The sequence below is a fragment of the Pseudomonas sp. B7 genome (assembly GCF_016735645.1).
Lineage (GTDB): Bacteria > Pseudomonadota > Gammaproteobacteria > Pseudomonadales > Pseudomonadaceae > Aquipseudomonas > Aquipseudomonas glycinae.
Window position 1 is genome coordinate 112,830 of sequence record NZ_JAERRE010000001.1, and the last position, 26,153, is coordinate 138,982.

The following is a 26,153-nucleotide window of genomic DNA, read 5'->3' on the forward strand; positions in this document are numbered from 1 at the left end:
CGCGGGGATCGCTGGCGGCCGGCACCCGTGACCTGACGAGTAAACGATGGCTGATTTACCGATCAACGACCTGAACGTCGCTTCCAACGAGACCCTGATCACTCCCGATCAGCTCAAGCGTGATATCCCTCTGAGCGACGCTGCCCTGCGCACCGTCACAAAGGGTCGCGAGGTCATCCGCAACATTCTCGATGGCACCGACCATCGTCTGTTCGTGGTGATCGGCCCCTGCTCGATCCACGACATCAAGGCTGCCCACGAATATGCCGATCGCCTGAAGGTGCTGGCGGCAGAAGTCTCGGACACCCTGTATCTGGTCATGCGCGTGTATTTCGAGAAACCACGGACCACCGTCGGCTGGAAAGGCCTGATCAACGACCCGTACCTGGATGACTCGTTCAAAATCCAGGACGGTCTGCACATCGGTCGCCAGTTGCTGCTGGACCTGGCCGAGAAAGGCCTGCCGACCGCAACCGAAGCCCTCGACCCGATCTCCCCGCAGTATCTGCAGGACCTGATCAGCTGGTCGGCCATCGGCGCCCGTACCACCGAATCCCAGACCCACCGCGAGATGGCTTCCGGCCTGTCTTCGGCGGTCGGCTTCAAGAACGGCACCGACGGCGGCCTGACTGTGGCGATCAACGCCTTGCAGTCGGTTTCCAGCCCGCACCGTTTCCTGGGTATCAACCAGGAAGGTGGCGTGTCGATCGTCACCACCAAAGGCAACGCCTACGGTCATGTGGTGCTGCGCGGCGGCAACGGCAAGCCGAACTACGACTCGGTCAGCGTCGCCCTGTGCGAGCAGGCGCTGAACAAGGCGAAGATCAAGCCGAACATCATGGTCGACTGCAGCCACGCCAACTCCAACAAGGATCCGGCCCTGCAACCGTTGGTGATGGAGAACGTCGCCAACCAGATCCTCGAAGGCAACCAGTCGATCATCGGCCTGATGGTCGAAAGTCACCTGAACTGGGGCTGCCAGGCGATCCCGAAAGACCTCGCCGACCTGCAATACGGCGTGTCGATCACCGATGCGTGCATCGACTGGTCCGCTACCGAAAACACCTTGCGCAGCATGCACGCCAAGCTCAAGGATGTCCTGCCGAAACGTCAGCGCAGCTGACAGGCGTTTCACAGGCATAAAAAACGCCGGGCATTGCCCGGCGTTTTTGTGTGTGCGGTGAGGTCAGTCAGATCTTGGCGGTGCGCCGCTGATGACGCTCCATGTAGCGCTCCACGTAGGAGCACGATGGAATGACTGTGTAGCCCATTTCATCGGCGTACTGCAACGCCCGCTCGGTCAGGGCTGCCGCGATGCCTCGGCCACGCAAGGCGTTGGGCACGAAGGTGCGGTAGATATCCAGGGTCTGTTTCCCCAGATCCATATAGGTCAGGTAGGCACGATGACCGTCCACATTGGTCTCGAACTGATGACCAGCCTGGTCATGGTGGATGGACAACGCCTCGCTCATCACTACTCCTCGCGGGTCTCGAATTCTGACCCCTACCTTACCGATGTTTTCCCGGCGAAGGAACATCTACGCCACCCCGTGCCTGATGGACACCGAGAAGAACTGCACCGATCTCGCGCAACCCGAGCACGTATCAAATAGTAGGCACCATTGGCGAAAATGCTCAAGGTACGCTCGTCAACATGCGGATTGACGGGGCAGTTCCGGTGGACTCAGGGCCGGTTCGGGAGACGATCTTCCCGAGCCGAAAGGCTGAACATCGCCGGATGTTGAGACTTAAGACGAGCCGCCTGTTTTAAAGTCACCTCAACATGGACAAAGATATGCGAGGCGCTGCGCAGATTCTCAACAAAAGTGTGGACGAATCCATATAGACAGACTTCGGCCACTACCTGCAAAACAGCGCACAGCAACGGGAACTTTTTCTCATTAACTCGCTCATCTCGGGGCTTACAGCTGGATATTTTTTATACAGCCCAGTTAAAAGTTGCTCGAAAAAGAATCAACGCCTACAATTTTTTTTGCTTCTTGCCTCACGTCAGTTTACTTACTACAAGTAATGGGTAGTATGTACGCCGGCTATTTCCTCAATCGGAGGAGACAGCCACTTAATTGAAAGTCCTTGAAGGGGAACACGATGAACAACGTTCTGAAATTCTCTGCTCTGGCTCTGGCCGCAGTTCTGGCTACCGGTTGCAGCAGCGCATCGAAAGAAACCGAAGCACGTCTGACCGCTACTGAAGACGCAGCTGCTCGCGCCCAGGCTCGTGCAGACGAAGCTTACCGTAAAGCTGATGAAGCTCTGGCTGCTGCTCAAAAAGCACAACAGACTGCTGACGAAGCTAACGAGCGTGCTCTGCGCATGCTGGAAAAAGCTAGCCGCAAGTAATAGTCCTTCGGGATTGTTATCAAGCCGACCCGTTTTTCGGGTCGGCTTTTTTGTGCCTGCAGTTTTCTGCGGGCAATAAAAAACCCGCCACGGCGCAAGCCTCGGCGGGTTTTGTCTTCCAGCTTATTGCTGCAGGTCGATCGGTGCGCTGGAGACCATCGGCGCCGAGGTGTTCGGTGTGCCGATTTCGGTTGGCAGGCCATCTTCGGCCGCCACCACATCACGCACCACATCCCAGTTCATGCGAAGGTTGTTGGTGATGTCTTCGCGCTTGAGCATCGCGTTGATCACGGCGGTGTGCTTGTCGACCACCGACGGGTTGCCTTTGTCATCGATCGGCGTGTGCGCCTCCAGATAGATCTTGCCGCCACTGCGACCGAACTTGTAGGCGTCGTTGAGAATCCGTACCGAAGTCCCCACCGGAACCATGCTGGCCATTTCCAGCACGTTGTTGTTGAACATGCGGAAGCAGCCGTGACTGGTGCGCATGCCGATACCGAACTTCTTGTTCGAGCCGTGGATCAGGTAGCCCGGCGTGCCCAGGGTGAACTTGAACGGCCCCAGCGGGTTGTCCGGACCGGCCGGCACCACGTTCGGCAGCGGATCGCCATCGGCAGCATGTTCAGCCTTGATCGAAGCTGGCGGCGTCCAGGTCGGGTTCGGCGTCTTCGCGGTAATCGTGGTGTGAGCGATCGGCGAGCCCCAGCCTTCACGGCCGATACCCAGCGGGAAGGTGTACACCACGTTCCGGCCTTTCGGGTAGTAATAGAGGCGGTACTCGGCCAGGTTGATCACGATGCCTTCACGCGGCCCCGGCGGCAGGATGAAACGGGTCGGCAGGACCACTTCGGTGCCGGCGCCCGGCAACCAGGCATCGACGCCCGGGTTGGCCGCGACCATTTCCGAATAACCCAGATCGTAGGTGGTGCCCAGATCGGCAAAGGTGTCTTCGTACTTGGCCTTGATCACCTGCACCTGGCCGATGATGTCTTCACCAGGCGGTGGCAGTGGAAACTCCAGTGCGGCAACGGGACCGGCCACACACAGGGCGGCAAGAGACAGGCAGCGGGTGACGGCAGGAAAACGCGGCAACATCCGGAGAATCCTTCGCAAGATCGACAAGGGTAATAAGAACGCGATTGTACACCGCGCCCAGAGAATTCGGGGAGATGCGCCGATGGGCTGGCATCACTCTTCATGGTTGAAGCTGCCGCTCGCCCAAACTGCATTCGAAAGAACGGTTGCGTTTAAAGTTCGAAACGCAGCTCAGGCCAGATCGGCGAGGTGCCGCGCTTCTGCGATTCGAGGATCGCCCGGCACAGCGAGCACAGGCGCTGATCCTGGAACACCCGGCGATCCACGCTGGACCAGCGCGGTTGCGCCGGCAGCAGACTGCCGCACAGGGTTCGGTCAGCCGAACCACCGAGTTCCAGCTGACGGGTCACCAGATGCACCCGCACTTCCTGGCAGGCGAACAGATCCAGCTGTTCGTCAGGCTCGATCAGTTGGTAGGCGAACAGGGACCAGGCAGGGCGCGGCATCGGGGGCTCCAAATTAGGGGGCGCCACATTAGCCGAAAGCCTGCCGCTAGAAAAGCCTCATAACAGCGGTTTTAGCGTCGGCCAGACATTTTCCAGCAACTTGCCCTGAGCCCCGGCCGCCGGGTGCAGACCGTCGGCCTGCATCAAGTCCGGATGCCCGCCCACACCGTCGAGAAAAAACGGCACCAGCGGGATTTTTTTCTCCTCGGCGAGTTTGCCGTAGACCTCGGCGAAGGCATCGGTGTAGCGCTTGCCGTAATTGGGCGGCAACTGCATGCCGAGCAACAGCACCTTGGCACCGCTTTGACGGGAGCTGTCGATCATCGAAGCAAGATTTTGTTGCAATTGCGTCGGCGGCATTCCGCGCAGGCCATCGTTGCCGCCCAATTCGAGGATCACCAGTTCCGGCTTGTGCTCTGCAAGCAGCGCCGGCAGCCGCGCCTGGCCTCCGGCACTGGTGTCACCGCTGATGGACGCATTGACCACTTTGTCGTCAAAACCTTCGCTCTTGAGCCGCTGTTCGAGCAACGACACCCACCCCAGCCGGGTATCCAGTCCGAAACCGGCGCTGATACTATCGCCAACGATCAGGACTGTACCCGCCGCTGCGTTCTGGGCCATGCACATCAAGGCCAGGCCAGCACTCAAAAACCACACACGCATCGGATTCTCCATGGGCGCAAGCATTCTCACCGCGAAGAACCTTAGCAAAGTGGTTCCCAGCGCGGAAGGTGAACTGACCATCCTGCACGAACTCAGCCTGGAACTGAACAAGGGCGACAGCCTGGCCATCGTCGGCGCGTCCGGTTCCGGCAAATCCACCCTGCTCGGCCTGCTCGCCGGCCTTGATCTGCCAAGCAGCGGCGAAGTGACGCTCGCCGGACAAGCCCTGAGTCATCTCGACGAAGACCAGCGCGCACGCATTCGCGCCGAACACGTGGGTTTCGTCTTTCAATCTTTCCAGCTGCTCGACAGCCTCAACGCGCTGGAAAACGTCATGCTGCCGCTGGAACTCGACGGCCGCAAAGACGCGCGAAGCCGCGCCACCGAGTTACTGCAACGGGTCGGACTCGGCCAGCGCCTGACGCACTCGCCACGTCAGCTCTCCGGCGGTGAACAGCAGCGTGTGGCGATTGCCCGGGCGTTCGCCGCCGAGCCCGATGTGCTGTTCGCCGACGAACCCACCGGCAACCTCGACAGCCACACCGGCGAGCGCATCAGCGACTTGCTGTTTGAATTGAACAAGGAACGCGGCACCACCCTGGTGCTGGTGACCCACGACGAACGCCTGGCCCATCGTTGCCGGCGCCTGATCCGTCTTGAAGCCGGCCTGTTGGTCGCCCCTCTGGAGCCTTGATGGCACGTCTGCCGCTGTTGCGTCTGTTCAGTCTCGCCCTGCGCCAACTGCTGCGCGATGCCCGCGCCGGTGAACTGCGGGTGCTGTTTTTCGCCTTGGTCGTGGCGGTCGCGGCGAGTACCGCGATCGGCTATTTCGGTGCCCGTCTCAACGGCGCGATGATGCTGCGTGCGACCGAGTTTTTAGGCGCCGACCTGTCGCTCGAAGGCAGCTCGCCGGCCCGCCCGGAACAGATCCGGAGCGGCACCGAGCTGCGCCTGGATCATGCGCAGGTGGTGGAGTTTTCCAGCGTCATCGCCACGGACAACGGCATTCAGCTCTCCAGTATCAAAGCCGTCGACCGCGCCTATCCGCTGCGCGGCGAACTGAAAAGCGCTCCCGCTCCTTACGCGACAGAGGAAGCCGGAGGCGAGCCGCAGCCCGGTGAAGCCTGGGTCGAAGCGCGCCTGCTGACGGCGCTGGACCTGAAGATCGGCGACAGCATCGACGTCGGCATGAAGACATTGAAACTGACGCGAGTGCTGACTTACGAACCGGATCGCGCCGGCAACTTCTACAGCCTCACGCCACGAGTACTGATCAACCTTGACGACCTCGCCGCGACCGGCGTGGTACAACCCGGCAGCCGGGTGAGCTACCGCGAACTGTGGCGCGGTGAGCCGCAGGCGCTGGAAACCTATCGCCAACTGATCAAACCGGGCCTTGCCGCCAACCAGCGAATTCAGGATGCCCGCGATGGCAACCGGCAGATCGGCGGCGCACTGGGCAAGGCCGAACGCTATCTGAACATGGCCAGCCTGGTCGCCGTGCTTCTGGCCGGTGTGGCGGTCGCGTTGTCGGCCAACCGCTTCGCCAGTCGGCGTTTCGATGCCAGCGCCCTGCTCCGTTGCCTGGGTCTGTCGCGCCGGGAAACCCTGGTGCTGTTCAGTCTGCAACTGACGGTACTCGGCCTGCTCGCCAGCCTCAGCGGTGCCCTGCTCGGCTGGCTCGCGCAATTGGGATTGTTCGCGCTGCTGCATGATCTGCTGCCGACCGACGTACCGCCGGGAGGCTTGCTGCCGGCGCTCGCCGGAATCGGCACCGGACTGGTCGCTCTGGCAGGTTTCGCCCTGCCACCGCTCGCCGCACTGGGCCGGGTTCCGCCATTGCGAGTATTGCGCCGGGACATGCTGCCGATTCCATCGAGCACCTGGATGGTCTACGGCGCGGCACTCGGTGCGCTCGGGCTGATCATGTGGCGCCTGAGTCTGGATCTGCTGCTGACATTCGCCCTGCTCGGCGGCGGTGTGGTCGCCGCGCTGGTGCTCGGCGGTTTGCTGCTGTTGCTGCTGCAAAGCCTGCGTCGTCTGCTGGCGCGCGCGTCCTTGCCGTGGCGTCTCGGGTTGGGTCAGTTGTTGCGTCATCCTTTGGCGGCCGCCGGCCAGTCATTGGCCTTCGGGCTGATCCTGCTGTCCATGGCGCTGATCGCCTTGCTGCGTGGCGAACTGCTCGACACCTGGCAAAACCAGCTGCCGAAAAACGCCCCCAACTATTTCGCCCTGAACATCCTGCCGGCGGACAAACAGGCCTTTACCGATCACCTGATCAATGTCTCGGCCCAGGCCGCTCCTTTGTATCCGGTGGTGCCGGGACGGTTGATCAGCATCAATGGCGAAGCGGTGCAGCAAATCGTCAGTAAGGATTCGGCCGGCGACCGCGCCATCCAGCGCGACCTGAGCCTGACATGGGCGGCCGACCTGCCGGCCGGCAACAAGATCACCGCCGGTTCGTGGTGGGCCGGGCAACCTTCGGACGACGTTCCGGGCGTCTCGGTTGAAGGCAAGGTGGCCGAGAGTCTCAAGCTCAAGCTGGGCGATCACATGGTGTTCAGCGTCGGCGGGGTCAATCGTGAAGCGAAGGTCACCAGCCTGCGGGAGATCAACTGGGACAACTTCCAGCCGAACTTCTTCATGATCTTCCAGCCCGGCACCTTGAAGGATCTGCCGGCGACTTACCTGACCAGCTTCTATCTGGCGCCCGGTCACGATCAGCAGATTGTCGAGCTGTCGCGAGCATTCCCGGCAGTGACCATTCTGCAGGTCGAAGCCTTGCTCGAACAGCTGCGCAGCATCCTCGCCCAGGTCACCCTGGCGGTGGAGTATGTGTTGTTGTTTGTGTTGGCGGCGGGGATGGCGGTGCTGTTTTCCGGTTTGCAGGCAACGCTGGATGAACGCATTCGCCAGGGCGCACTGTTGCGTGCGCTGGGTGCCGAGCGGCAGTTGTTGATCAAGGCGCGACGCATCGAGTTCGGTTTGCTCGGCGCGGTCAGCGGATTGCTCGCGGCGATCGGTTCGGAAGTGGTGAGTCTGGTGCTGTATCGCTTCGCCTTCGACCTGCCATGGCATCCCCATCCGTGGTTGCTGCTGTTGCCGTTGATCGGCGCGGCGCTGATTGGTGGCGCCGGGGTATTCGGCACACGGCGTGCGCTGAACGCCAGCCCGCTGACAGTGTTGCGCGAGGGTTGATAGACTCCAGCCGTCTTGATCAAAAGAAGTTGCCATGAGCCGTTATCGTCCTCCCCGCACCGCCGGCACTGCGCTGATCACCCCTGAAGGTGAAGCGCGGATGCGCGCCGAATTCCATGAGCTGTGGCACGTGCGCCGCCCGCAGGTGACGCAGTCGGTCAGCGAGGCGGCGGCTCAGGGTGATCGTTCGGAAAATGCCGAGTACACCTACGGCAAGAAAATGCTGCGCGAGATCGACAGCCGTGTGCGCTTTCTCACCAAACGCCTTGAGGCGTTGAAAGTGGTCAGCGAAAAACCCAGTGATCCGAACAAGGTCTATTTCGGTGCCTGGGTGACCATCGAAGACGAGGACGGCAAACAGTCGCGCTATCGTATCGTCGGCCCGGACGAACTGGATCTGAAGCTCGGCCTGATCAGCATCGACTCACCGCTGGCCCGCGCCCTTATCGGCAAGGCGCTGGATGCAGAAGTTCGGGTACAGACGCCGACCGGCGAACAGTTCGTCTACATCGTGGCGATCGAATATCCCTGACGCTCAGCGCCGGGTGATAAGGCCCTGGCGTGCGACGCGGGTCAGTTGTCGAATCATTTCCGGCGCCTCTTCACGGCTCGGGGCCTGAATGACGGCCAGATCGAAACTGTCATCGGCAAAACGCGCCAGCGACTCACCGTCTTCAACGAACTGGATCAGGAACGCGGCAGGACCACCGCTGCGACGTGGCCAGCCATCGAGATAACGCAACAGCGTCGGCTGATGTTTGCCGCCAAGCAGGATTTTCGGATTGCGCTGGGTGATGTGTGCCGTGATCGGCGCGGGACGTGCTGGAGGGCGTAGTGCATTCATCGTGTCGTGTCTCTGCCTCAAAAGTCTGCATGGCAGGTGAGAGGCAACACCGAACCAGCGCTTTAGCGGTATTTCGAAGCCCTGTTCCGGCTTCTGACGGCAACTGAAGAATAGTCACCTGGCGCCCCGCAAGTAGCTGTTTAAATCGGCGCATGAGCGGCATCCTAGAGAACGTGACCGGCCAGTGTCAAGAATCAGCCGCAACAAAAAAGGCCCGCACAATGCGGGCCTTTTGCTTGAGCCAGAGCGGTCAACCAGCGATGGCGCGATCCACCGAGAGCTTGCCGGCGCCTTCGATCAGCACCGCGAGGCTGCCGCCGAGCAGGGCCAGAGCGAACTCGTAACCGTTGTTGGCCATGAACAGACCGTTGCTGATATGCACGGTGAAGATCGCCACCAGCGACAGGAAGGTCAGACCCAGCGCCGCCGGGCGAACCAGCAGGCCGATGATCAGCGCCAGACCGGCGAAGAACTCGGTGCCGCCGGCGAGGGTAGCCATCAGGTAACCCGGGGTCAGGCCGATGCTTTCCATGTATTGCGCGGTGCCTGCCAGACCGTAGCCACCGAACAGGCCGAAGAGTTTCTGCGAACCGTGGGCGGCGAAGATCACGCCGACGGCAATGCGCAGAATGGTCAGACCGTAGCCGGCGCGTGTGAACAGAACCTTGTTGATCAGAGAGCTCATGTTGCGTTTCCTTGTTGTCAGAAGTGCTTGTTGGTTGGCCGCTATATTAATCAGTTATTTTCATGTTAAAAGCGCAAAAATTCCGCCATAACAATCAACTTATTTGATCATTTGCGTGAGGCAACTTTCTGCCCCCCGGGCTCCAACGACTCCCGCTCCCGGTCGAACGCCAAGTAATACTTGTTCACGCTATTAACATAGCTGACGGCGCCCATTCCCACCTGCTCCATGGCGATGCGCTCGACCTGAAAGAACCATTGGTTGGGATTCAGGCCGCGACGCCGCGCCTCGGCACGCATGCCTTGCACCCGTTCCGGGCCGATGTTGTAAGCCGCCAGAGTGAACGCCATGCGCTCGCGCTCATTGAGTTTCGGACTGTTGAAGAACTTGCGGCGGATCATCGCCAGGTACTTGGCCCCGGCCTGCACATTCGCATCGAGATTCTGGATGTTGTTGACGCCAACCCGCTGTGCCGCGGACGGGGTGATCTGCATCAGCCCGGTCGGCCCGCTGCCGCTGCGCGCGTTGGGCTGCAGCGCCGACTCCTTGAAGGCCAGCGCCGCCAGGTTGAGCCAGTCCATGTTTTGCGCTTCGGCGTGTTTCTGCAGGGTCGGGCGCAGTTTTTCCAGACGCTGACGGTCAGCCTTGGCCAACGGATAGTGCACTTGATAGAGGCGGCGGTAGATCCGCAGGAACGCCGCATCTTCGTTCGATGGTTTTTTGTAGCCGGTCAGGAAGCGGTCGATGCTGGCCCGCAACATCGACGCATCACGGCGCACGAACCAGTATTCCTCGCCCGGTTCGCTGATCATCACCTGACGGTCGAAACGCAGCTTGGGCAGGATCTTGCCCCACCGCTCGGCAATCGGTTGCTCGACAATGGTCAGGTGGAAGATCCCGCCCTGAACCATCTCCAGCACGTCTTCGACCGCAAGGGTCGGATCGACCCATTCGATCCTGATCGGCGCCAGTTTGTGCAGCGCCAGCTTCTGGTTGAGCTGACTGACCGCCTCCCCCGCCGCACTGCCGGTGGGCAGCGCCAGGGTTTTGCCGGCCAGTTGCTCGACCTTGGTGTAGCGTTTTTCACCCTTGATGCCGACCAGCACCAGCGGCACGTTGCTGGCAATCGGCTCGCTGCTGGCGACCGCGTGGCCCGGTTGCAGCTCGAGCAGTTCGCCCGGCGCCACAAGATCGCCTTCGCCGCGCTGCAACGCACCGAGCAATTGATCCTTGGCTTTGGGGATGATCTTGAGGGTGATTTCCTGGCCGTCGCGAGCGTGGCCATTGAGGTATTGCTCGAAGGCGCGCAGACGGTGGTATTCGATGCCGATGGCCTGGCCCTGGACTTCGCCGGAGCTGTTGCGGCTCTGGTTGACCAGCACCCGCAACACGCGGCTGCTGCGGATCTCGGTCAGGTCGCGGACCTTGGCGGCCGGCACGGCTTGCAGCGGTCCGGGCAGCCGCGCGACCGCCGTCATCGGCAGCAGCAGCGAACCACACAGCAGGAGCAAAACCGAGGGACGAACCATCCACTCTCCGGAAAGAATATGAGGCGTTTGCACCGCTGAGCGGTCGCAAAACACCGACGAAAACAGAGCGCCTGGAGCGCTGATAAAGTGCGAGAGACTGGCACAGTGATGGCAACTCTGCCAGCCCAGCCTGCCTCGCGGCCTCAACAGACAGCCATAAGCCGTTGTAGTTCTTGGCTTTTCTTATAAATCTACAGCTCTGATATGCTTTCCGGCCTTCGGCCCGAGGTAGCACCATGCAACTCATCGATATCGGCGTCAACCTGACCAACCCCAGTTTCGCCGACAAACACCAGACCGTGCTCGACCGCGCCTACGCTGCCGGGGTCTGCCAACTGGTGCTGACCGGCACCAGCGTCGAGGGCAGCGAACAGGCGCTGGAGCTGTGCCAGCAACTGGATCCGGACGGTCAGCGACTGTTTGCTACCGCCGGCATTCACCCGCATTCGGCCAGTGACTGGAACGCCGACAGCGCGCGGCGTCTGCGCAGCCTGCTGCAGGAGTCGAACGTGGTGGCGGTGGGTGAATGCGGACTGGATTTCAACCGCGATTTCTCGCCGCGCCCGCAGCAGGAAAAAGTCCTCGAAGAGCATCTGGCGCTGGCTGCCGAACTGCAACTGCCGGTGTTCCTGCATGAACGTGATGCAAGCCAGCGCCTGCTGGAAATCCTCCGTGACTTCCGCGATCAGTTGCCGGCCGCCGTGGTGCATTGCTTTACCGGCGAACAGAAAGCGCTGTTCAGTTACCTCGACCTGGACCTGCACATCGGCATCACCGGCTGGATCTGCGACGAGCGTCGCGGCACCCATTTGCATCCGCTGGTGAAGGAGATCAAGCGCGGTCGCCTGATGCTTGAAAGCGATGCGCCATATCTGCTGCCGCGCACACTGCGGCCAAAGCCGAAAAACGGGCGCAACGAGCCAGCCTACCTGACCGAAGTGTTGCGTGAAGTCGCGTTGCATCGAGGCGAAACCGAAGCAGACCTGGCCGCCCACACAACCGCGTGCGCACGGGCGTTCTACGGTTTACCTATCCTGCCCTGAAAGAGGCAGATGCATCGGTTGTTGATGCATATCAAGAACCGGACGCCTGGGTAGCGGCACAATAATGGCACCTTGCCAAAACTGTTTCCGCTATCAGAGAAGACCTCCATGGGTGCCTGGCTTAGCAATATCTCGCTGAAATACAAATTCTGGGCGGTCAACGCGGTCGCCTTTGTCACCACCCTGTTGCTGGTGCTGTACGCCGTGCAGCTCGAACAACAGGCCCGCAGCCACGCCGCGCAAACCTCGGCCCAGGCCCAGGCGCAATTGCTCAAGGCCTGGCCGGTCGGGCAGGCGCTGCCCAAATCCGATCAGGTACTGACGTTTAAACGCGGTGAAGCGCCGCGCCTCAACGATCAACCGCTGCTGGAGATAACCGACAGCAGCGGCTGGATCGAGATCAGTCATTTGCCGTTGTTCGGCGAAAATCCGCTGCTCGGCGCCGAAGTCTTCAGCCGTGCCGATGGCCAGCAGGTCGCCGTGATCGCCTACGCCCCCAGCCTCAGCCAGGTGTTCAGCGAGCGCTTCGCCAACTACGCGGTGGCGGTGTTCATCCTGATGCTGGCGATGCTCGGTGCCTCGCAGCTACTGATCCGCTTTCTGCTCAGCCAGCTCAATACGCTCAAGGACGTGATGCTGCACGTGGAGAAAACCGGCGACCTCGCCGCCCGGGTGCCGCTGGCCTGCAAGGACGAAGTCGGGCAAATGGCCAACGCGTTCAATGCGATGCAGGCCGGTTATCAGCGAGTGGTGACCACCGTGGCCAACACCGCGCGGCAACTCGACGTCGGCGCTGCGCGACTGGCGTCGAGCATGAACGAGGTGCGTCACGGCATGCTTGGCCAGCAGAGTGAAACCGATCAGGCCGCCACGGCGATCAACGAAATGACCGCGACTGTCTACCACATCGCCCAGCACGCCGGCGCCACTCGCGATCTGTCGCAGACCGCCGACGGCCTGGCCGGCAGCGGCCAGCAAGTGGTGAGCCGGGTGCAGACGTCGATTGCCGGCCTGTCCAGCGGCGTGCAGCAGACTGCCGAGATGATCCAGCGTCTGGCCGAGGACAGCCAGAAGATCAACGGTGTGGTCAGCGTGATCCACAGCATCGCCGAACAGACCAATTTGCTGGCACTCAACGCCGCGATCGAAGCGGCGCGTGCCGGGGAAATGGGTCGCGGGTTCGCGGTAGTCGCCGACGAGGTACGCAACCTCGCCAAACGTGTGCAGACCTCCACCGATGAAATCACCACCATGGTCTCGGCGTTGCAGGCTGGCACCCGTGATGCGGTGGACTTCATGCAGGAGAGTTCGTACAAGGCCGACGACTGCGTGCAGCAGGCGCAGGAGGCCGGTGAAGCGCTGGCGGAAATCACCGGAGCGGTAGCGCAAATGCGCGAGAGCAACACGCAAATTGCGGTGGCGGCGGAACAGCAAAGTCAGGTGGCCGAAGAGATGAACCGCGCGGTGGTGAGCATTCGCGACGTGACCGAAAACACTGTGCAACAGACCGTGGATTCGGCGACCACGAGCAATGAACTGGCGACGCTAGCCGGGGAGCTGAACAAGGCGATCGGTCAGTTGAAGCTCTAGGGGGCAACATCGAGATTGGCCATTGTCCCTATCACTTCAATAGCCAACCTTGATTCGCCGCCCTCGCTGCCCGGGCCTATTCTTCAACCATGTACTGAACATGGATCGAGGAGCAGCAACATGGGCAAACGTCACCCCAACCTTCCCGCGTGGCAATGGCGCGCGTACCCGAACAACCATCAGCACCCGACCAATCTGGTGCTGCACCTGATTGCCGTGCCGCTGTTCATCGTCGCGTTTCTGTTGATCGTCTCGGGCGTGTTCAGCCTGAGTCTGGCCAGCGTGGCGATCGGCGTGATCGGCATCATCGCGGCGCTGGGTCTGCAGCGTCACGGCCACAGCCTGGAGGCGCAAGCCTCCGAGCCGTTCAGTGATCGCAAGGACGCCGTCTCGCGTCTGCTGGTCGAGCAGTTCCTGACGTTTCCGCGGTTCTTCCTCAGTGGCGGCTGGTTTCGCGCTTGGCGTGAACGCCATCGCCGGCATTGAGTCAGGCGAAGATCGTCACCGTCTGCCGACTCATGGCAATTAGTTCACCCTTCGCACTCCACAGCTTGGCGGCGACGTGGCCGTAACCGTCGGCGGCATACTCGATGTCCGCCAGGTATTGGCAAAAATCCAGCGTACTCAAATCGCGTAACGGCTGAACGAATTCGATGGTCCAGGTCAGCGTACTGCCCGGTGCCGGTTTCTTCAGGTACGGCAACAGCGCTGGTGGCCAGGCATCGACCAGCGCCAGCAGGTGCGCTTCGTTGACCGACTCTTCCTTCACATCACCCCGCAAACGCACCCAGCCACCCATCAGCCGCGATTGATTGCCGGTGAACGGCATCCCGCCAACGCTCCAGCGCATCGCCAGATGACGCATGAACTCGGGGGTTACGCCTTTGATGTACGGCAGTTCCTGGCAATCGTCCCAGTGCTTCATTTCCGGCGCGGGATAGGCTTCAACCGCCACTTCCGATGGCCGCGAAGCCCCGAAGCTGCCTTGCACCATCGTCACCACCTGACCGTTCTGCACAGCACGCCCCAGCACCTGGCTGACCGCTTTGCCTTCGCGTAGTACCTCGACTTCAAAACTCACCGGCACTTCGGGCTCGACCGGGCCGACGAAGGTGATCGCCAGCGAACGTACCGGCCGATCGGTCGGAACCTTGGTGCGCATCACTTCAAATTGCAGCGCGGCCACCAGCCCGCCAAAACTGGCCCGGCCCTGGCCCCACTCCGCCGGAATCGTGACCTCCGGTTGACGACGGACAGCATCGATCAGATCGCAAAAGCGCATGGAAACCTCGGACACGAAAAAGGGAATGAGCGGATCTTAACCAGCGCGGCAGAGCGGCGCAGCGTCCATTCCGGTCAAAGAGACTGACAGATAAGACAGCGCTGCCGCGCGCCAGCGGGTTTCAGGACTTGAAGCAGGTCGCGCTGAGTTTTTCCAGCACCCGGTCGGCCTTGATTTCGGCCTTGGCCACGGTCGCCTGCCACGTGGCGACGCAGGGTTGCAGATCCGGCTCCAGTTCAGCGCGGGCCAGCCACTGCCAGCAATCGTGCCAGTCACCGAGAGCGCCTTGTGCGGATTTCAATCGGGGTAATGCGGCTTCCGGCAAACGATCCAGTTCCGGGTAGGCCTCGATGCCGTAACGCACGCGCTTGATCAGCAGACGCAGGCGATGGCGGTCGTGGGCCGGGTCGTGCAGCGCCACGTCGAGGTTTTTCCATTGTTTGCCCAGACGTTTCTCGATGCGTTTGTCCAGGCGCTTGAGTAGTCCCTGGCGCTGGGACGCGCGCAGAAAACGCGGAAAGGCATCGAGGATCATCAGCAGCGACGCCACTTCGGCACTGGCCGCCAGCGTCGGGTACGCCTCGGCCATCTGCACCATGCGGCGCTGCGCGGCTTCGGGCTGATCATGCTTGATCAACCACGCCGCCAGCACCTCGCGGTCGCGCCACGGCGTGGTCAGTTGTCCGACGCTGGCCGCCGCGCTTTCCAACTGTTCGACACCTGGCAAGCCGCGCAACGGTCGCAACAGACTGCGCAAACGCCGTACGGTGGTGCGCAGATCGTGCAACGCTTCTGGGTCGGTCCGCGCGGACAGACGCGCCTGACAGGCCAGCAGCCGCACTTCCAGGCTCAGGACATGAGCCACCAGCCGATCAACCCACGCAGACATCGCTTGCTCCTGAATTCAATGGCTTTGCACGAGTGTGCACTTGCGCAAACGAGGTGCCTTGCGCCACGTCAGCAGCTTAGCGTCCGGCGCGGGATTCGCGAATGTAGAAACGCGCTTTTTCGGCTTTCCTGGTGCAACCTTCGAATCCCTCGAATTGCTGCTGGGTCTTGGCGGCTGTCAGCAACGACAACGCCTTGGAGTAACTGACCGTGCCGGCGAAACCCTCGGCCTTGGCCAGATCCAGTTCATGCCACGCCGCGTCGAGCTGGCTGCCACAGCTGTCGCGATAAGCGGTCTTGCCGGCGCAACCGGCCAATGCCAAAGCAATCAACGGCACACAGATCCAGGCTTTCATCACTCACACCTCAGAGATAGGTCAACAGTCGTGCAGGTAAGACGGTGCGCCAGCGAAAAAGTGCCTTGGGCCCCGCCATTGCGCCGCACTGCAAAAGATAACGCCGACGGGTCATGAAGTATCGAAAAAACGACGCCATCGCCGCCCCGAGCGACCCCGCCGATTGAAGCCCGGCCCTCGATGGGTGCATTGTGCAACCTTGTCGGGAGGAAGTTGGATGAAAAAGCGTGTCGCACTGGTGCTGGGCTCCGGTGGCGCCCGGGGCTATGCCCATATCGGGGTCATTGAAGAGATCGAACGACGGGGCTATGACATCAGTTGTATTGCCGGCTGTTCAATGGGGGCCGTGGTCGGCGGAATCTACGCCGCCGGCAAGCTCGACGAGTACCGCAACTGGATCGAAAGCCTGGATTATCTCGACGTGCTGCGTCTGGTGGACGTCAGCTTCCGCCTCGGTGCGATCCGTGGCGAAAAAGTCTTCGGCCAGATCCGCAAGATCGTCGGCGAGATCAACATCGAAGACCTGCGCATTCCCTACACCGCCGTAGCCGCCGACCTCACCAACCAACAGGAAATCTGGTTCCAGGAAGGCTGCCTGCATCAGGCCATGCGAGCTTCGGCGGCGATTCCCAGCCTGTTCACCCCGGTGATGCAGGGCAACCGGATGCTGGTGGACGGCGGCATTCTCAACCCGTTGCCGATCGTGCCGGTGGTGTCGAGCCATTGCGATCTGATCATCGCGGTCAATCTCAACTCGACCAACCAGCGCCATTACAAACTGCCGGTGATCCAGCGTCCTGCCGCGTTCCGTACGCGCTTCGACAGCCTGATCACTTCGCTGGGTTCAAAGATGCCGTTTCGCCGCAAACAGGCCGAGCAACTGCTGATGCTGGAACAGGAAGCGCTGCGTGCCGAAGCGGCGGAGATCAATCCATGGGTCGAAGGCGCCGAACCGGAAGCCCAGCAACCGGCCGCCGCGCCAGAGCGCGACGGCGCACCGAAATCCGCCACCGGATCATTCATCGTCGATAACGTCGGGCCGGCTTCATTGCTTGATCTGATCAACCAGAGTTTCGAGGTGATGCAGACCTCTCTGGCGCAGTACAAGATCGCCGGGTATCCGCCGGACATCCTGATCAACGTGCCGAAGCGGGTGTGCCGGTTCTTCGAGTTCTACAAGGCGCCGGAGCTGATTGCGCTGGGTCGCGAGATTGCCAGGGATACGCTGGATCGCTACGAGAGCGAGCAGAACTGAGGAGCGTGAAGGGCATGAGTCGGCTCCGGGAGCGGGTGTCAGCTCCCGAAGCCAACTGCGGTCCTCGCAGGCGAGTCTCTACAGGTTCCTACCCAAAGCGGTGAACACATGCCCGCTGTCGTTGGTCTGCTCACCCCCGCTCTCCATGTCCTTGGTGTAGTAATTGACTCCGGTCTCGTATGGCGGTGGAGGTGGAGGCTCGGGCTTCTCCGCCGAGCCCGTCGTCGACCAGAACTGTCCGGCCCCCAATGGCCACACACGACCAAAACGCTGATGCAGAACCCTTAAATCTTCAAGAGTGGCCAACCTGACTTGTTCCCGGTTCGCGTCCTGAATCAAGGAGCCCAATCGGCCCGAACCGAAGGCAAAGAAGGCATGTCCGTTGGGGATAAACAAGCGGTAGCTTTTCGACTGACCTCCTGCTTCGGTAACTGTCACAGTAATCGGGTCCCGACCTGCACTCAACGCAACGACAAGGCCGTAACCGTCGACTTTAGCACGTCGGGTATTGCTCACATCGTACGTGTACGGTTTTTCGCCACCCTTAGGCTGTCGCTGATAACACGTATAGGCAGAAGCTTCCGGCATCAAATCGGAATGCGCCTGCAACCAGTGAACTGTCCCCAATATCGAGACATCCGATTCGTCCATTTCAAATCTTTTATCAGTGTCCATAAGCACTCCGATGCGATAGGCCCGCCAGGTTGATCGAACGAATAACCGAACCAATGGCCCTGATCATTCGATAGAGAACTTACAGCTGGCAACTCACGCATCGCACCTGACAGAACTGACAGTCACGATGAACGGTAACCCGGTAAAGAGCACTCAGATCCCATCGGATATTTCGATTGTCGATGGAACCTGATTATCCAACAACCGATACCCCACACCCGCCTCGGTCACGATAAACCGGGGCCGGGTCGGATCGTCTGCCAGCTTCTGCCGCAGATGCCCGACCACGATCCGCAGGTAGTGGCTGTCCTCGGTGTGAGTCGGGCCCCAGATGTCTTTGAGCAATTGCTGCTGGGTGATCACACGCCCCGGATGCCGCGCCAGTTGCGCCAGCACCGCGTACTCCTTGCGAGTCAGGCCGACTTCGACACCGTCGAGCAGCACCCGCCGATACGCCAGATCCACGGTCAGCGGGCCGAAATTCAACGCGGCCTGCTGCGCTTCCCCCGCCGGTGCCTGACGCAACAACGCGCGCACCCGGGCGAGAAATTCCTGAATGCCGAACGGCTTGGTCACGTAGTCATTGGCGCCGCCATCCAGCGCCTGGACTTTCTGCCCTTCGCTGGCGCGCACGGACAGCACCAGCACCGGCGCCGTGGCCCATTCGCGAAACTCGCGCAGTACCTGCTGGCCGTCCATGTCCGGCAGGCCGAGGTCGAGCACCAGCAGGTCCGGTTTGTTCAGCGCCGCCTGGGCCAGGCCCTCGGCGCCGGTGCCGGCCTCCAGCACTTTGTAGCCCTGGGAAGCGAGGCTGATGCGCAGGAACTTGCGGATCTGCGGTTCGTCATCAATGACCAAAATGGTCGCGGTCTGGCTCATGAATTCACATCAACACAAAAGAGTGGCAAGAGAGTAGCGCAGCGCGGATCAGGCTTCACCGTCCATCCCCGGTTGCGTCTGCAACGGCAGGTGCAAGGTGATGCAGGTGCCGCGCCCGTCGATGCCGTCGCCGACACTGATCCGCCCGCCATGGGCGCCGACCATGCCCTGACAGATCGCCAACCCCAGGCCGGTGCCCTGCCCGCCCCGATCCCCTCGGGCGGCGGTGTAGAACATGTCGAAAATCTTCGCTCGCTCATCGACCGGAATCCCCGGCCCTTCATCGCTGACCGAGAAAAACACTTCGCTGTCATCCGCCCCGGCGCGCAATTGCAGACGGCCGTGGGATGGCGAGAAGCGGGCGGCGTTTTCCAGCACGTTCACCAGCGCCTGCTCGATCAGCGCGGCATGCACGAACAGCAGCGGCAATTCGGCCGGAACGTCAATCGCGACCTGCAACGACGACAACACCGCCCGCAGACGATTGAGCGCACTGCCAACGATGTCCGCCGGCGACACCCAGTCCCGCGCCAGCTTCAGGGCGCCGTGGCCGAGACGGGTCATGTCCAGCAGGTTCTGGATGTAGCGGTCGAGACGTTCGGCTTCATCGCGGGTGCCTTCGAGCAACTCGCGGCGATCCTCCAGCGGGATCGCTTCGCCGAGAGCCAGCAGGCTGTCGATGCTGCCGCGCATCGAGGTCAGCGGCGTGCGCAGATCGTGGGACACCGAGGCCAGCAAGGCGCTGCGCAGTTGTTCGGTTTCGCCGTGCAGGCGCGCGGCTTCCAGGTCATCGGCGAGTTGCGCCCGGGCCAATGCTTGAGCCAGCGGCTGACTCAACGCGGTCAGCAAACGACGGCGTTGCCCGCTCAAGGTCTGGCCCTCTTTGGCACAGACACCGAGCAGCGCCAGCGGCCCGTCTTCCACCGACAGCGGCCACCACCACCAGCGCCCGAACGGCAACGTGCCGGTGCCCATGCCTGCCGGTTGATCGTGTTGCCAGGCCCAGTCGGCGGCGGCGCGCTCGGATTCAGTGAATTGCAGCGGGCCGCCGGTTTCGACTTTCCAGCCGCCCTGCCCGTCGCGATTGAGCAGACACAGTTGCAGATCGCTCCAGCCATTGAGGTGCTGCGCGGCGGCGCTGACCACGGCCTGACGGTCAGTGGCGGCAGTGAGTTTGCGCGACAGGTCGAGCAATTCGGTGGTCTCTTCCTGGGTGTCGCGCAACGCCTGCAATTGCCGGCGCTGGCGGGCCGCGAGGTTGCCGGTGAGCGCCGCCATCAACAAGAAGAACAGCAAGGTCAGCACGTCTTCTTCGCGCTGGATGCTGAAGGAGAAATTCGGCGGGATGAACAGAAAGTCATAGGTCAGAAACGACAGCGCCGCACAGGCCAGCGCCGGGCCGAGACTGCTGCGCACCGCCACCAGCAACACCGCCGCCAGAAACACCAGCGAGATGTTCGGCAGCGGCAGCACGCTGGACACCGCCCACGCCAGCGCACTGGCCAATACCGTGGCGACCAGCGCCAGCGCATAGTCGAACCACACCAGCGTCGGTGCTGAACGCGGGCGCGGTTGATGCTGTTGCTGATCGCTGTCCAGCACGTTGATTTCCAGACCGTGGGCCTGACGCAGCAAGCGCGCCGCCAGCCCACCACCGAACAGACGCCTGCGCAGGCGCGGTCGCGACTGGCCGACCAGCACCAGACTTGCCCGCCGTTCAGCGGCATGCTGGATCAGGGTTTTCGCCACCTCACCGGCCCGCAGCAGCACCACTTCGCCGCCGAGGCGTTCGGCCAGTTGCTGGGCGCTTTGCAGGCGCAGGCGCGATTGCTCGTCGCGCACGCTGCCGTTGTCGACGTGCACCAGACTCCACGGCAAATGCCGACGCTGGGCGACCCGGCTGGCATGGCGCACCAGCCGTTCGGCCTGGGCATCGCCGTCGACCCCAACCAGCAAGCGCCCGCGCACCGCTGGCGCCGCCTGACCGAGCTGGCGATAGCCCTGAGCGAGATCGTTATCGACCTGCGCGGCAGCGGTCTGCATCGCCAGTTCGCGCAGCGCCGTGAGGTTGGTCTGGGTGAAAAATGCATCGATCGCCGCCCGCGCCTGTTCCGGCACGTAGACCTTGCCTTCGCGCAAGCGCTCAAGCAGTTCCCGGGGTGGCAGGTCGATCAGCAGCAGTTCGTAGGCTTCTTGCAGTACCCAGTCCGGCAGGGTTTCGCGCACCTGCACGCCGGTAATGCCGCGCACCTGATCGTTGAGACTTTCCAGGTGCTGGACGTTGACCGTGGTGTAGACGTCAATGCCGGCGGCGAGCAGCTCCTGAATGTCCTGCCAGCGTTTCGCGTGACGGCTGCCGGGGGCGTTGCTGTGGGCGAGTTCGTCGACCAGCACCAGTTTCGGCCTGGCGGCGAGCAGGCCGTCGAGGTCCATTTCTTCGAGCGTCACGCCACGGTATTCCGAGCGCACCAGCGGCAGTTGCGGCAGGCCGCCGAGCAGCGCTTCGGTTTCGGCGCGGCCGTGGGTTTCGACCACCCCGGCGATGACTTTCACGCCTTGGCGCAGCTGGCTGTGGGCGGCCTGCAGCATCGCGTAGGTCTTGCCCACGCCTGGCGCTGCGCCGAGAAAAACCTTGAGCCGGCCGCGTCCGTCGCGGGGCAGTTCTGCTAACAGCGCGTCGGCGCGGCCGGAGTCACTCATGCTTGAAGCTCTCTCTTCCTGATGTCATCGCGATTCACAGCTTTTCCAGCGCCATGTTCAACGCCAGCACATTCACCACCGGCGGGCCCACCAGCGGCTGTTCGATGTGCGCGTCGAGCAATTGCTGCAAGGTCGCCACCGGCAGATTGCGCGCTGCCGCAACACGCGCCAGTTGATAGGCAATCGCCGCCGGTGGCAAGTGTGGATCGAGGCCACTGCCGGAGGTGGTCAACAGCGCCAGCGGCACCGGGCCCTGGCCGGGCACCTGTAGCTTGTTGGCGTCATCGATCACCCGAGTGGCCAGCGCCGGATTGCTTGGCGACAGGTTGCTCGCGCTGCTCGACACGGTGGCAAAGGCACCGGCCGATGGACGCGGATGGAACCAGGCATCGCCGACAAAATCCTGAGCGATCAGCGACGAGCCACGCACCTTGCCTTCGGCGTCGCGCACCAGACTGCCGTTGGCCTGCTCGGGGAAGGCAACTTGCGCGACGCCCGTGACTACCAGCGGATAGGCAACGCCGGTGACCAAGGTCATCAGCACCAGCAAGCTCAGGGCCGGACGTAACATTGTGGACATTTCAAAATCCTCGAATTCATGCTTGAAGCGGTGTGCCCGGCACACCGCTGTTCAGGTTCAAACCAGATGCAACGCCGTCAACAGCATGTCGATCGCCTTGATCCCCACGAACGGCACCAGAATCCCGCCCAGGCCATAGATCAGCAGATTGCGACGCAGCAGCGCCGCCGCGCTCGCCGCCTGCACCCGCACACCACGCAGGGCCAACGGAATCAGCACCACGATGATCAAAGCGTTGAACACGATGGCTGACAGGATCGCGCTCTGCGGGCTGCTCAACTGCATGATGTTCAGCACACCCAGTTGCGGGTAGATCGCAGCAAACAGTGCCGGCAGGATCGCAAAGTACTTGGCCACGTCGTTGGCGATGGAAAAGGTCGTCAGCGCACCGCGAGTCACCAGCAATTCCTTGCCGATCTGCACCACGTCCAGCAACTTGGTCGGGTCGCTGTCGAGGTCGACCATGTTGGCCGCCTCACGCGCGGCTTGTGTGCCGTCGTTCATCGCCATGCCGACGTCAGCCTGGGCCAGCGCCGGAGCATCGTTGGCGCCGTCGCCGCACATCGCGACCAGACGACCGTCGTTCTGCTCGTGACGGATACGCGCCAGTTTTTTCTCCGGTGTGGCTTCGGCCAATACATCGTCGACGCCCGCTTCAGCGGCAATCGCGGCAGCGGTCAGCGGGTTGTCGCCAGTCACCATCACCGTGCGAATCCCCAGTTTGCGCAGCTCGGCGAAGCGCTCGCGGATGCCCGGCTTGACCACGTCTTTGAGGTGGATCGCACCAAGCAGTTTGCCGTCGGCGCAGACCAGCAACGGGGTGCCGCCGCTCTGGGCGATCTTGTCGATTTCCCGGGACAGCGCCGGGGCCAGATCCTTGCGTTGCTGACCAAGGAACGCCAGCAGCGAATCCACCGCGCCCTTGCGGAACACACGGCCCTGGTAGTCGACACCGGACAAACGGGTTTCCGCACTGAACGGCACGGCAGTCAGGGTTTCCGGCGAAGGTTCCGGCTGCGGATTGGAGCCGCGCAGGTACTCGACGATGGACTTGCCTTCAGCGGTTTCGTCGGCCAGCGAGGCGAACAGCGCGCCTTCGGCCAGCTCACGGGCGTTCACACCCGGCGCGGCATATACCGCGCTGCAACGACGGTTACCGAAGGTGATGGTGCCGGTCTTGTCCAGCAGCAACACGTGCACGTCACCCGCCGCTTCCACCGCGCGACCGGACTTGGCGATCACGTTCAGGCGCACCAGACGATCCATCCCGGCGATACCGATCGCCGACAGCAGACCGCCGATGGTGGTCGGAATCAGCGTGACCAATAACGCCACCAGGAACACCAGCGGCAGGCTGCCGTTGGCGAAGTGGGCGAACGGTTGCAGGGTCACGACCACCAGCAGGAAGATCAGGGTCAGGCCGATCAGCAGGATGTCCAGTGCCACTTCGTTCGGGGTCTTCTGGCGTTTGGCGCCTTCGACCAGCGCGATCATGCGGTCGAGGGTCGATTCACCAGGATTGGCGGTGATCTTCACCAACAGCCAGTCGGACACCAGCCGGGTGTTGCCGGTAACGGCGGAACGGTCGCCGCCGGACTCACGAATCACCGGCGCCGATTCACCGGTAATCGCCGCTTCGTTGACCGCCGCGATGCCTTCGATGACCTCGCCGTCACCGGGGATCATTTCGCCGGCTTCAACGCGCACCACATCGCCCTTGCGCAGGCTGCTGGCCGGTACGACCTGGAAGCTGCCGTTGGCCAGTTTGCGTCGGGCGCTGAGGCCTTCGCTGCCGGCCTTGAGGCTGTCGGCGCGGGCCTTGCCGCGACCTTCGGCCAGCGCTTCGGCGAAGTTGGCGAACAGCACGGTGAACCACAGCCACAGGGCGATTTGCGCAGCAACGAAGGTCGGCACGCTGCTGTCGGGAATGAAGCACAGCACGGTGGTCAGGATCGCTGTCAGTTCGACCACCAGCATCACTGGCGAGCGCTGCAACTGACGCGGGTCGAGCTTGACGAACGCTTGCACCAGCGCCGGGCGCCACAGGGCGCTGATCGCGGTTTTCGGAGCTTCAGCCGACTTGGCAGCTGCCGCTGGTTTTGAAGCTGGAACATGCATATTCATGATGGATTCCTTAGAAGCCCATGCTCAGGTGTTCGGCAATCGGGCCGAGCGCCAGGGTCGGCAAGAAGGTCAGGCCGCCCACCAGCAAAATGGTCACGGTCAACAGGGTCACGAACAGCGGGCCGTGGGTCGGGAAGCTGTTCTGACCAATCGGTGCGGTTTTCTTCATCGCCAGGCTGCCGGCCAGGGCCAGTACCGGGAGGATGTAACCGAAGCGACCGATCAACATGCCAAGGCCGAGCATCAGGTTGTGGAACGCGGTGTTGGCGCCGAAGCCGCCGAACGCCGAACCGTTGTTCGCACTGGCCGAGGTGTAGGCGTAGAGCAACTGACTGAAACCGTGCGGGCCGGGGTTGCTCACCGCCGCCACGGGGCCGGGCAGGCTCGCAGCGATCGCGCCCAGCACCAGCACGCCGACCGGCATCACCAGCAGGGTGACGACCAGCAGCTGCACTTCACGGGCCTGGAGTTTCTTGCCGAGGTATTCCGGGGTGCGGCCGATCATCAGACCGGCAAGGAACACCGCGATCAGCACGTTCAGCAACATGCCGTAGAGCCCCGCGCCGACACCGCCGAAGATCACTTCGCCGACCATCATGTTGACCAGCGCAACCATGCCGCTGAGCGGGTTGAGGCTGTCATGCATACCGTTGACCGAACCGTTCGACGCTGCGGTGGTGGTCACCGACCAAAGAACAGTGGCAGTGGTGCCGAAGCGCGCTTCCTTGCCTTCCAGCGGCGCGGTCTGTTCAACGGCGACGTTGTTCAAGGCAGGGTTCGGTTGATACTCGGCCCACAGCGAAGTGGCGCCGCCGATGATGAACAGCGCGAGCATGCAGCCGATGATGGCGCGGCTCTGACGCAGATCCTTCACGTAGTGGCCGAAGGTGAACACCAGCGCTACCGGGATCAGAATGATCGACGCTACTTCGAACAGGTTGCTCCAGGCAGTCGGGTTCTCGAACGGATGCGCCGAGTTGACGCCGAAGAAGCCGCCACCGTTGGTGCCCAGTTGCTTGATCGCAATCTGGCTGGCGGCCGGGCCGAGCGGGATCACTTGATCAACACCCTGCATCGTCACTGCATTCACATATTGCGCGAAGGTCTGCGGCACGCCCTGCCACACCAGGTACAGCGCCAGCAGCAGACACAGCGGCAGCAGGCCGTAGAGGGTGGCGCGGGTCATGTCGACCCAGAAGTTGCCGAGAGTCTTGGTGGACTTGCGCCCGATGCCACGGCACAGGGCAACCAGCACGGCGAGGCCGGTGGCGGCGCTGACAAAGTTCTGTACGGTGAGGCCGACCATCTGGCTCAGGTAGCTGAGCGACGCTTCGCCGCTGTAGGCCTGCCAGTTGGTGTTGGTCATGAAACTGACGGCGGTGTTGAACGCGAGGGTCCACTCCTGACCCGGCAGGTTTTGCGGGTTCAGCGGCAGGTGATCCTGAAACAGCAGGATCGCGAACAGCAGCAGAAAACCGGCGAGGTTGAATGCCAGCAGCGCCAGCGTGTACTTCTGCCAGCTCTGTTCGTCCTGCGGATTGACCCCGGCGATGCGGTAACAGCCGCGCTCCACCGGGCCGAGAATCGGCGTCAGCCAGGTGCTCTGGCCCTCCATCACCTTGTAGTAGAAGCGCCCGAGGAACGGCGCCGGCAGCAAGACCACCGCGAAGAAAGCGAGGATCAGCCAATAGTCATAACTGTGCATAGCCGCTCCTAAGTCCGATCCGCGCGCAACAGCGCAACCAACAGATAAATGAACAGCCCCACTGCCAATAGCAGTGACACCCCGTCCAGAACGCTCATGGAAGATCTCCGTGTTACGGCGTATTGCCGCGTGTGGAGGCATTGTCGAAAAGGAGGCTGTAAAGGAACGAGAGCGAGGGTGCGCGCGGGGCATAAAGAAAGCGTAAAGAGTGGGTTTACGCGGGCGTTACAGGTGAGTTTTGCGTCGTGTGGACGG

At 62.1% G+C, this 26,153-nt stretch carries 26 protein-coding genes; 9 read left to right on the plus strand and 17 right to left on the minus strand.

What is annotated here, in order from left to right; genetic code table 11:
* Nucleotides 1-46 precede the first annotated feature (46 nt).
* Complete coding sequence (locus tag JKA62_RS00530; protein ID WP_007908583.1) at nucleotides 47-1,123, plus strand: 3-deoxy-7-phosphoheptulonate synthase; 1,077 nt, start codon at nucleotides 47-49, stop codon at nucleotides 1,121-1,123.
* A gap of 67 nt (nucleotides 1,124-1,190) precedes the next feature.
* Here JKA62_RS00530 and JKA62_RS00535 read toward each other — a convergent pair whose 3' ends face one another.
* Nucleotides 1,191-1,472, minus strand: coding sequence for a GNAT family N-acetyltransferase (locus tag JKA62_RS00535; RefSeq protein WP_007955658.1), 282 nt, complete (start codon nucleotides 1,470-1,472; stop codon nucleotides 1,191-1,193).
* 637 nt (nucleotides 1,473-2,109) lie between these two features.
* Here JKA62_RS00535 and oprI point away from each other — a divergent pair.
* A complete protein-coding gene (gene oprI, locus JKA62_RS00540; protein WP_011335311.1) occupies nucleotides 2,110-2,361 on the plus strand; it encodes an outer membrane lipoprotei OprI in 252 nt (83 codons plus the stop codon).
* Nucleotides 2,362-2,484: 123 nt separating this feature from the next.
* Here the strand turns inward: oprI and JKA62_RS00545 are convergent, their stop codons facing one another.
* The 3 genes from JKA62_RS00545 to JKA62_RS00555 all read right to left on the minus strand — a co-directional run bounded on the left by JKA62_RS00545 (nucleotide 2,485) and on the right by JKA62_RS00555 (nucleotide 4,565).
* The gene (locus JKA62_RS00545) at nucleotides 2,485-3,456 is read right to left on the minus strand and encodes a L,D-transpeptidase family protein (protein ID WP_011335312.1); all 972 of its coding nucleotides are present in this window, start codon (nucleotides 3,454-3,456) and stop codon (nucleotides 2,485-2,487) included.
* A gap of 152 nt (nucleotides 3,457-3,608) precedes the next feature.
* Entirely contained in the window at nucleotides 3,609-3,902 is a 294-nt protein-coding gene (locus JKA62_RS00550; RefSeq protein WP_003226812.1) for a hypothetical protein, read from the minus strand.
* A gap of 57 nt (nucleotides 3,903-3,959) precedes the next feature.
* Complete coding sequence (locus tag JKA62_RS00555) at nucleotides 3,960-4,565, minus strand: arylesterase (RefSeq protein WP_011335313.1); 606 nt, start codon at nucleotides 4,563-4,565, stop codon at nucleotides 3,960-3,962.
* A gap of 10 nt (nucleotides 4,566-4,575) precedes the next feature.
* On the opposite strand from JKA62_RS00555, the gene JKA62_RS00560 reads away from it, so the two are divergent.
* Genes JKA62_RS00560 through greB form a run of 3 tightly spaced genes read left to right on the plus strand, consistent with a single transcriptional unit; the run spans nucleotide 4,576 to nucleotide 8,295 of the window.
* Entirely contained in the window at nucleotides 4,576-5,259 is a 684-nt protein-coding gene (locus tag JKA62_RS00560; RefSeq protein WP_011335314.1) for an ABC transporter ATP-binding protein, read from the plus strand.
* Nucleotides 5,259-7,763, plus strand: coding sequence for an ABC transporter permease (locus JKA62_RS00565; RefSeq protein ID WP_011335315.1), 2,505 nt, complete (start codon nucleotides 5,259-5,261; stop codon nucleotides 7,761-7,763). Before JKA62_RS00560 ends, JKA62_RS00565 begins: the two co-directional genes overlap by 1 nt.
* 34 nt (nucleotides 7,764-7,797) lie before the next feature.
* Entirely contained in the window at nucleotides 7,798-8,295 is a 498-nt protein-coding gene (gene greB / locus JKA62_RS00570; RefSeq protein WP_039770483.1) for a transcription elongation factor GreB, read from the plus strand.
* A 3-nt stretch (nucleotides 8,296-8,298) separates the two neighbouring features.
* On the opposite strand, the gene JKA62_RS00575 is transcribed toward greB, so the two are convergent.
* The 3 genes from JKA62_RS00575 to JKA62_RS00585 all read right to left on the minus strand — a co-directional run bounded on the left by JKA62_RS00575 (nucleotide 8,299) and on the right by JKA62_RS00585 (nucleotide 10,821).
* Nucleotides 8,299-8,607: a hypothetical protein gene (locus JKA62_RS00575; protein WP_011335317.1), complete on the minus strand. Its 309-nt coding sequence runs from the start codon at nucleotides 8,605-8,607 to the stop codon at nucleotides 8,299-8,301.
* A 250-nt stretch (nucleotides 8,608-8,857) separates the two neighbouring features.
* Nucleotides 8,858-9,292 (minus strand): DoxX family protein, encoded by a 435-nt coding sequence (locus JKA62_RS00580; protein WP_007950955.1) that lies wholly within the window; start codon nucleotides 9,290-9,292, stop codon nucleotides 8,858-8,860.
* Between the two features lie 107 nt (nucleotides 9,293-9,399).
* Nucleotides 9,400-10,821 (minus strand): transglycosylase SLT domain-containing protein, encoded by a 1,422-nt coding sequence (locus JKA62_RS00585; protein ID WP_201815728.1) that lies wholly within the window; start codon nucleotides 10,819-10,821, stop codon nucleotides 9,400-9,402.
* A gap of 236 nt (nucleotides 10,822-11,057) precedes the next feature.
* On the opposite strand from JKA62_RS00585, the gene JKA62_RS00590 reads away from it, so the two are divergent.
* From JKA62_RS00590 to JKA62_RS00600, 3 genes are all read left to right on the plus strand, one after another.
* Nucleotides 11,058-11,864, plus strand: a complete 807-nt coding sequence (locus tag JKA62_RS00590; RefSeq protein WP_201815734.1) for a TatD family hydrolase — start codon at nucleotides 11,058-11,060, stop codon at nucleotides 11,862-11,864.
* Nucleotides 11,865-11,972: 108 nt separating this feature from the next.
* Complete coding sequence (locus tag JKA62_RS00595) at nucleotides 11,973-13,454, plus strand: methyl-accepting chemotaxis protein (protein WP_011335320.1); 1,482 nt, start codon at nucleotides 11,973-11,975, stop codon at nucleotides 13,452-13,454.
* A gap of 120 nt (nucleotides 13,455-13,574) precedes the next feature.
* On the plus strand, nucleotides 13,575-13,940 hold the full coding sequence (locus JKA62_RS00600) for an Mpo1-like protein (protein WP_007950951.1): 366 nt from the start codon (nucleotides 13,575-13,577) through the stop codon (nucleotides 13,938-13,940).
* A 1-nt stretch (nucleotide 13,941) separates the two neighbouring features.
* On the opposite strand, the gene JKA62_RS00605 is transcribed toward JKA62_RS00600, so the two are convergent.
* The 3 genes from JKA62_RS00605 to JKA62_RS00615 form a co-directional block, all read right to left on the minus strand.
* Complete coding sequence (locus tag JKA62_RS00605; RefSeq protein ID WP_011335321.1) at nucleotides 13,942-14,736, minus strand: acyl-CoA thioesterase; 795 nt, start codon at nucleotides 14,734-14,736, stop codon at nucleotides 13,942-13,944.
* Between the two features lie 121 nt (nucleotides 14,737-14,857).
* Complete coding sequence (locus tag JKA62_RS00610; RefSeq protein WP_201815735.1) at nucleotides 14,858-15,625, minus strand: CHAD domain-containing protein; 768 nt, start codon at nucleotides 15,623-15,625, stop codon at nucleotides 14,858-14,860.
* A 76-nt stretch (nucleotides 15,626-15,701) separates the two neighbouring features.
* Entirely contained in the window at nucleotides 15,702-15,980 is a 279-nt protein-coding gene (locus JKA62_RS00615; RefSeq protein ID WP_201815737.1) for a hypothetical protein, read from the minus strand.
* Nucleotides 15,981-16,197: 217 nt separating this feature from the next.
* Here JKA62_RS00615 and JKA62_RS00620 point away from each other — a divergent pair, with 217 nt between their 5' ends.
* Complete coding sequence (locus JKA62_RS00620) at nucleotides 16,198-17,235, plus strand: patatin-like phospholipase family protein (protein ID WP_064383337.1); 1,038 nt, start codon at nucleotides 16,198-16,200, stop codon at nucleotides 17,233-17,235.
* Nucleotides 17,236-17,313: 78 nt separating this feature from the next.
* Here the strand turns inward: JKA62_RS00620 and JKA62_RS00625 are convergent, their stop codons facing one another.
* The 7 genes from JKA62_RS00625 to kdpF all read right to left on the minus strand — a co-directional run bounded on the left by JKA62_RS00625 (nucleotide 17,314) and on the right by kdpF (nucleotide 25,996).
* Nucleotides 17,314-17,910, minus strand: coding sequence for an Ig-like domain-containing protein (locus tag JKA62_RS00625; protein ID WP_201815738.1), 597 nt, complete (start codon nucleotides 17,908-17,910; stop codon nucleotides 17,314-17,316).
* Between the two features lie 153 nt (nucleotides 17,911-18,063).
* Nucleotides 18,064-18,789, minus strand: a complete 726-nt coding sequence (locus JKA62_RS00630) for a response regulator (RefSeq protein WP_011335326.1) — start codon at nucleotides 18,787-18,789, stop codon at nucleotides 18,064-18,066.
* Between the two features lie 48 nt (nucleotides 18,790-18,837).
* Nucleotides 18,838-21,489 (minus strand): sensor histidine kinase, encoded by a 2,652-nt coding sequence (locus tag JKA62_RS00635; RefSeq protein ID WP_201815739.1) that lies wholly within the window; start codon nucleotides 21,487-21,489, stop codon nucleotides 18,838-18,840.
* 34 nt (nucleotides 21,490-21,523) lie between these two features.
* Entirely contained in the window at nucleotides 21,524-22,069 is a 546-nt protein-coding gene (gene kdpC / locus JKA62_RS00640; RefSeq protein ID WP_011335328.1) for a potassium-transporting ATPase subunit KdpC, read from the minus strand.
* A gap of 57 nt (nucleotides 22,070-22,126) precedes the next feature.
* On the minus strand, nucleotides 22,127-24,193 hold the full coding sequence (gene kdpB / locus JKA62_RS00645) for a potassium-transporting ATPase subunit KdpB (protein ID WP_011335329.1): 2,067 nt from the start codon (nucleotides 24,191-24,193) through the stop codon (nucleotides 22,127-22,129).
* A 10-nt stretch (nucleotides 24,194-24,203) separates the two neighbouring features.
* Nucleotides 24,204-25,898, minus strand: coding sequence for a potassium-transporting ATPase subunit KdpA (gene kdpA / locus JKA62_RS00650; protein WP_201815740.1), 1,695 nt, complete (start codon nucleotides 25,896-25,898; stop codon nucleotides 24,204-24,206).
* A gap of 8 nt (nucleotides 25,899-25,906) precedes the next feature.
* A complete protein-coding gene (gene kdpF, locus JKA62_RS00655) occupies nucleotides 25,907-25,996 on the minus strand; it encodes a K(+)-transporting ATPase subunit F (RefSeq protein ID WP_007950940.1) in 90 nt (29 codons plus the stop codon).
* Between the last annotated feature and the right edge of the window lie 157 nt (nucleotides 25,997-26,153).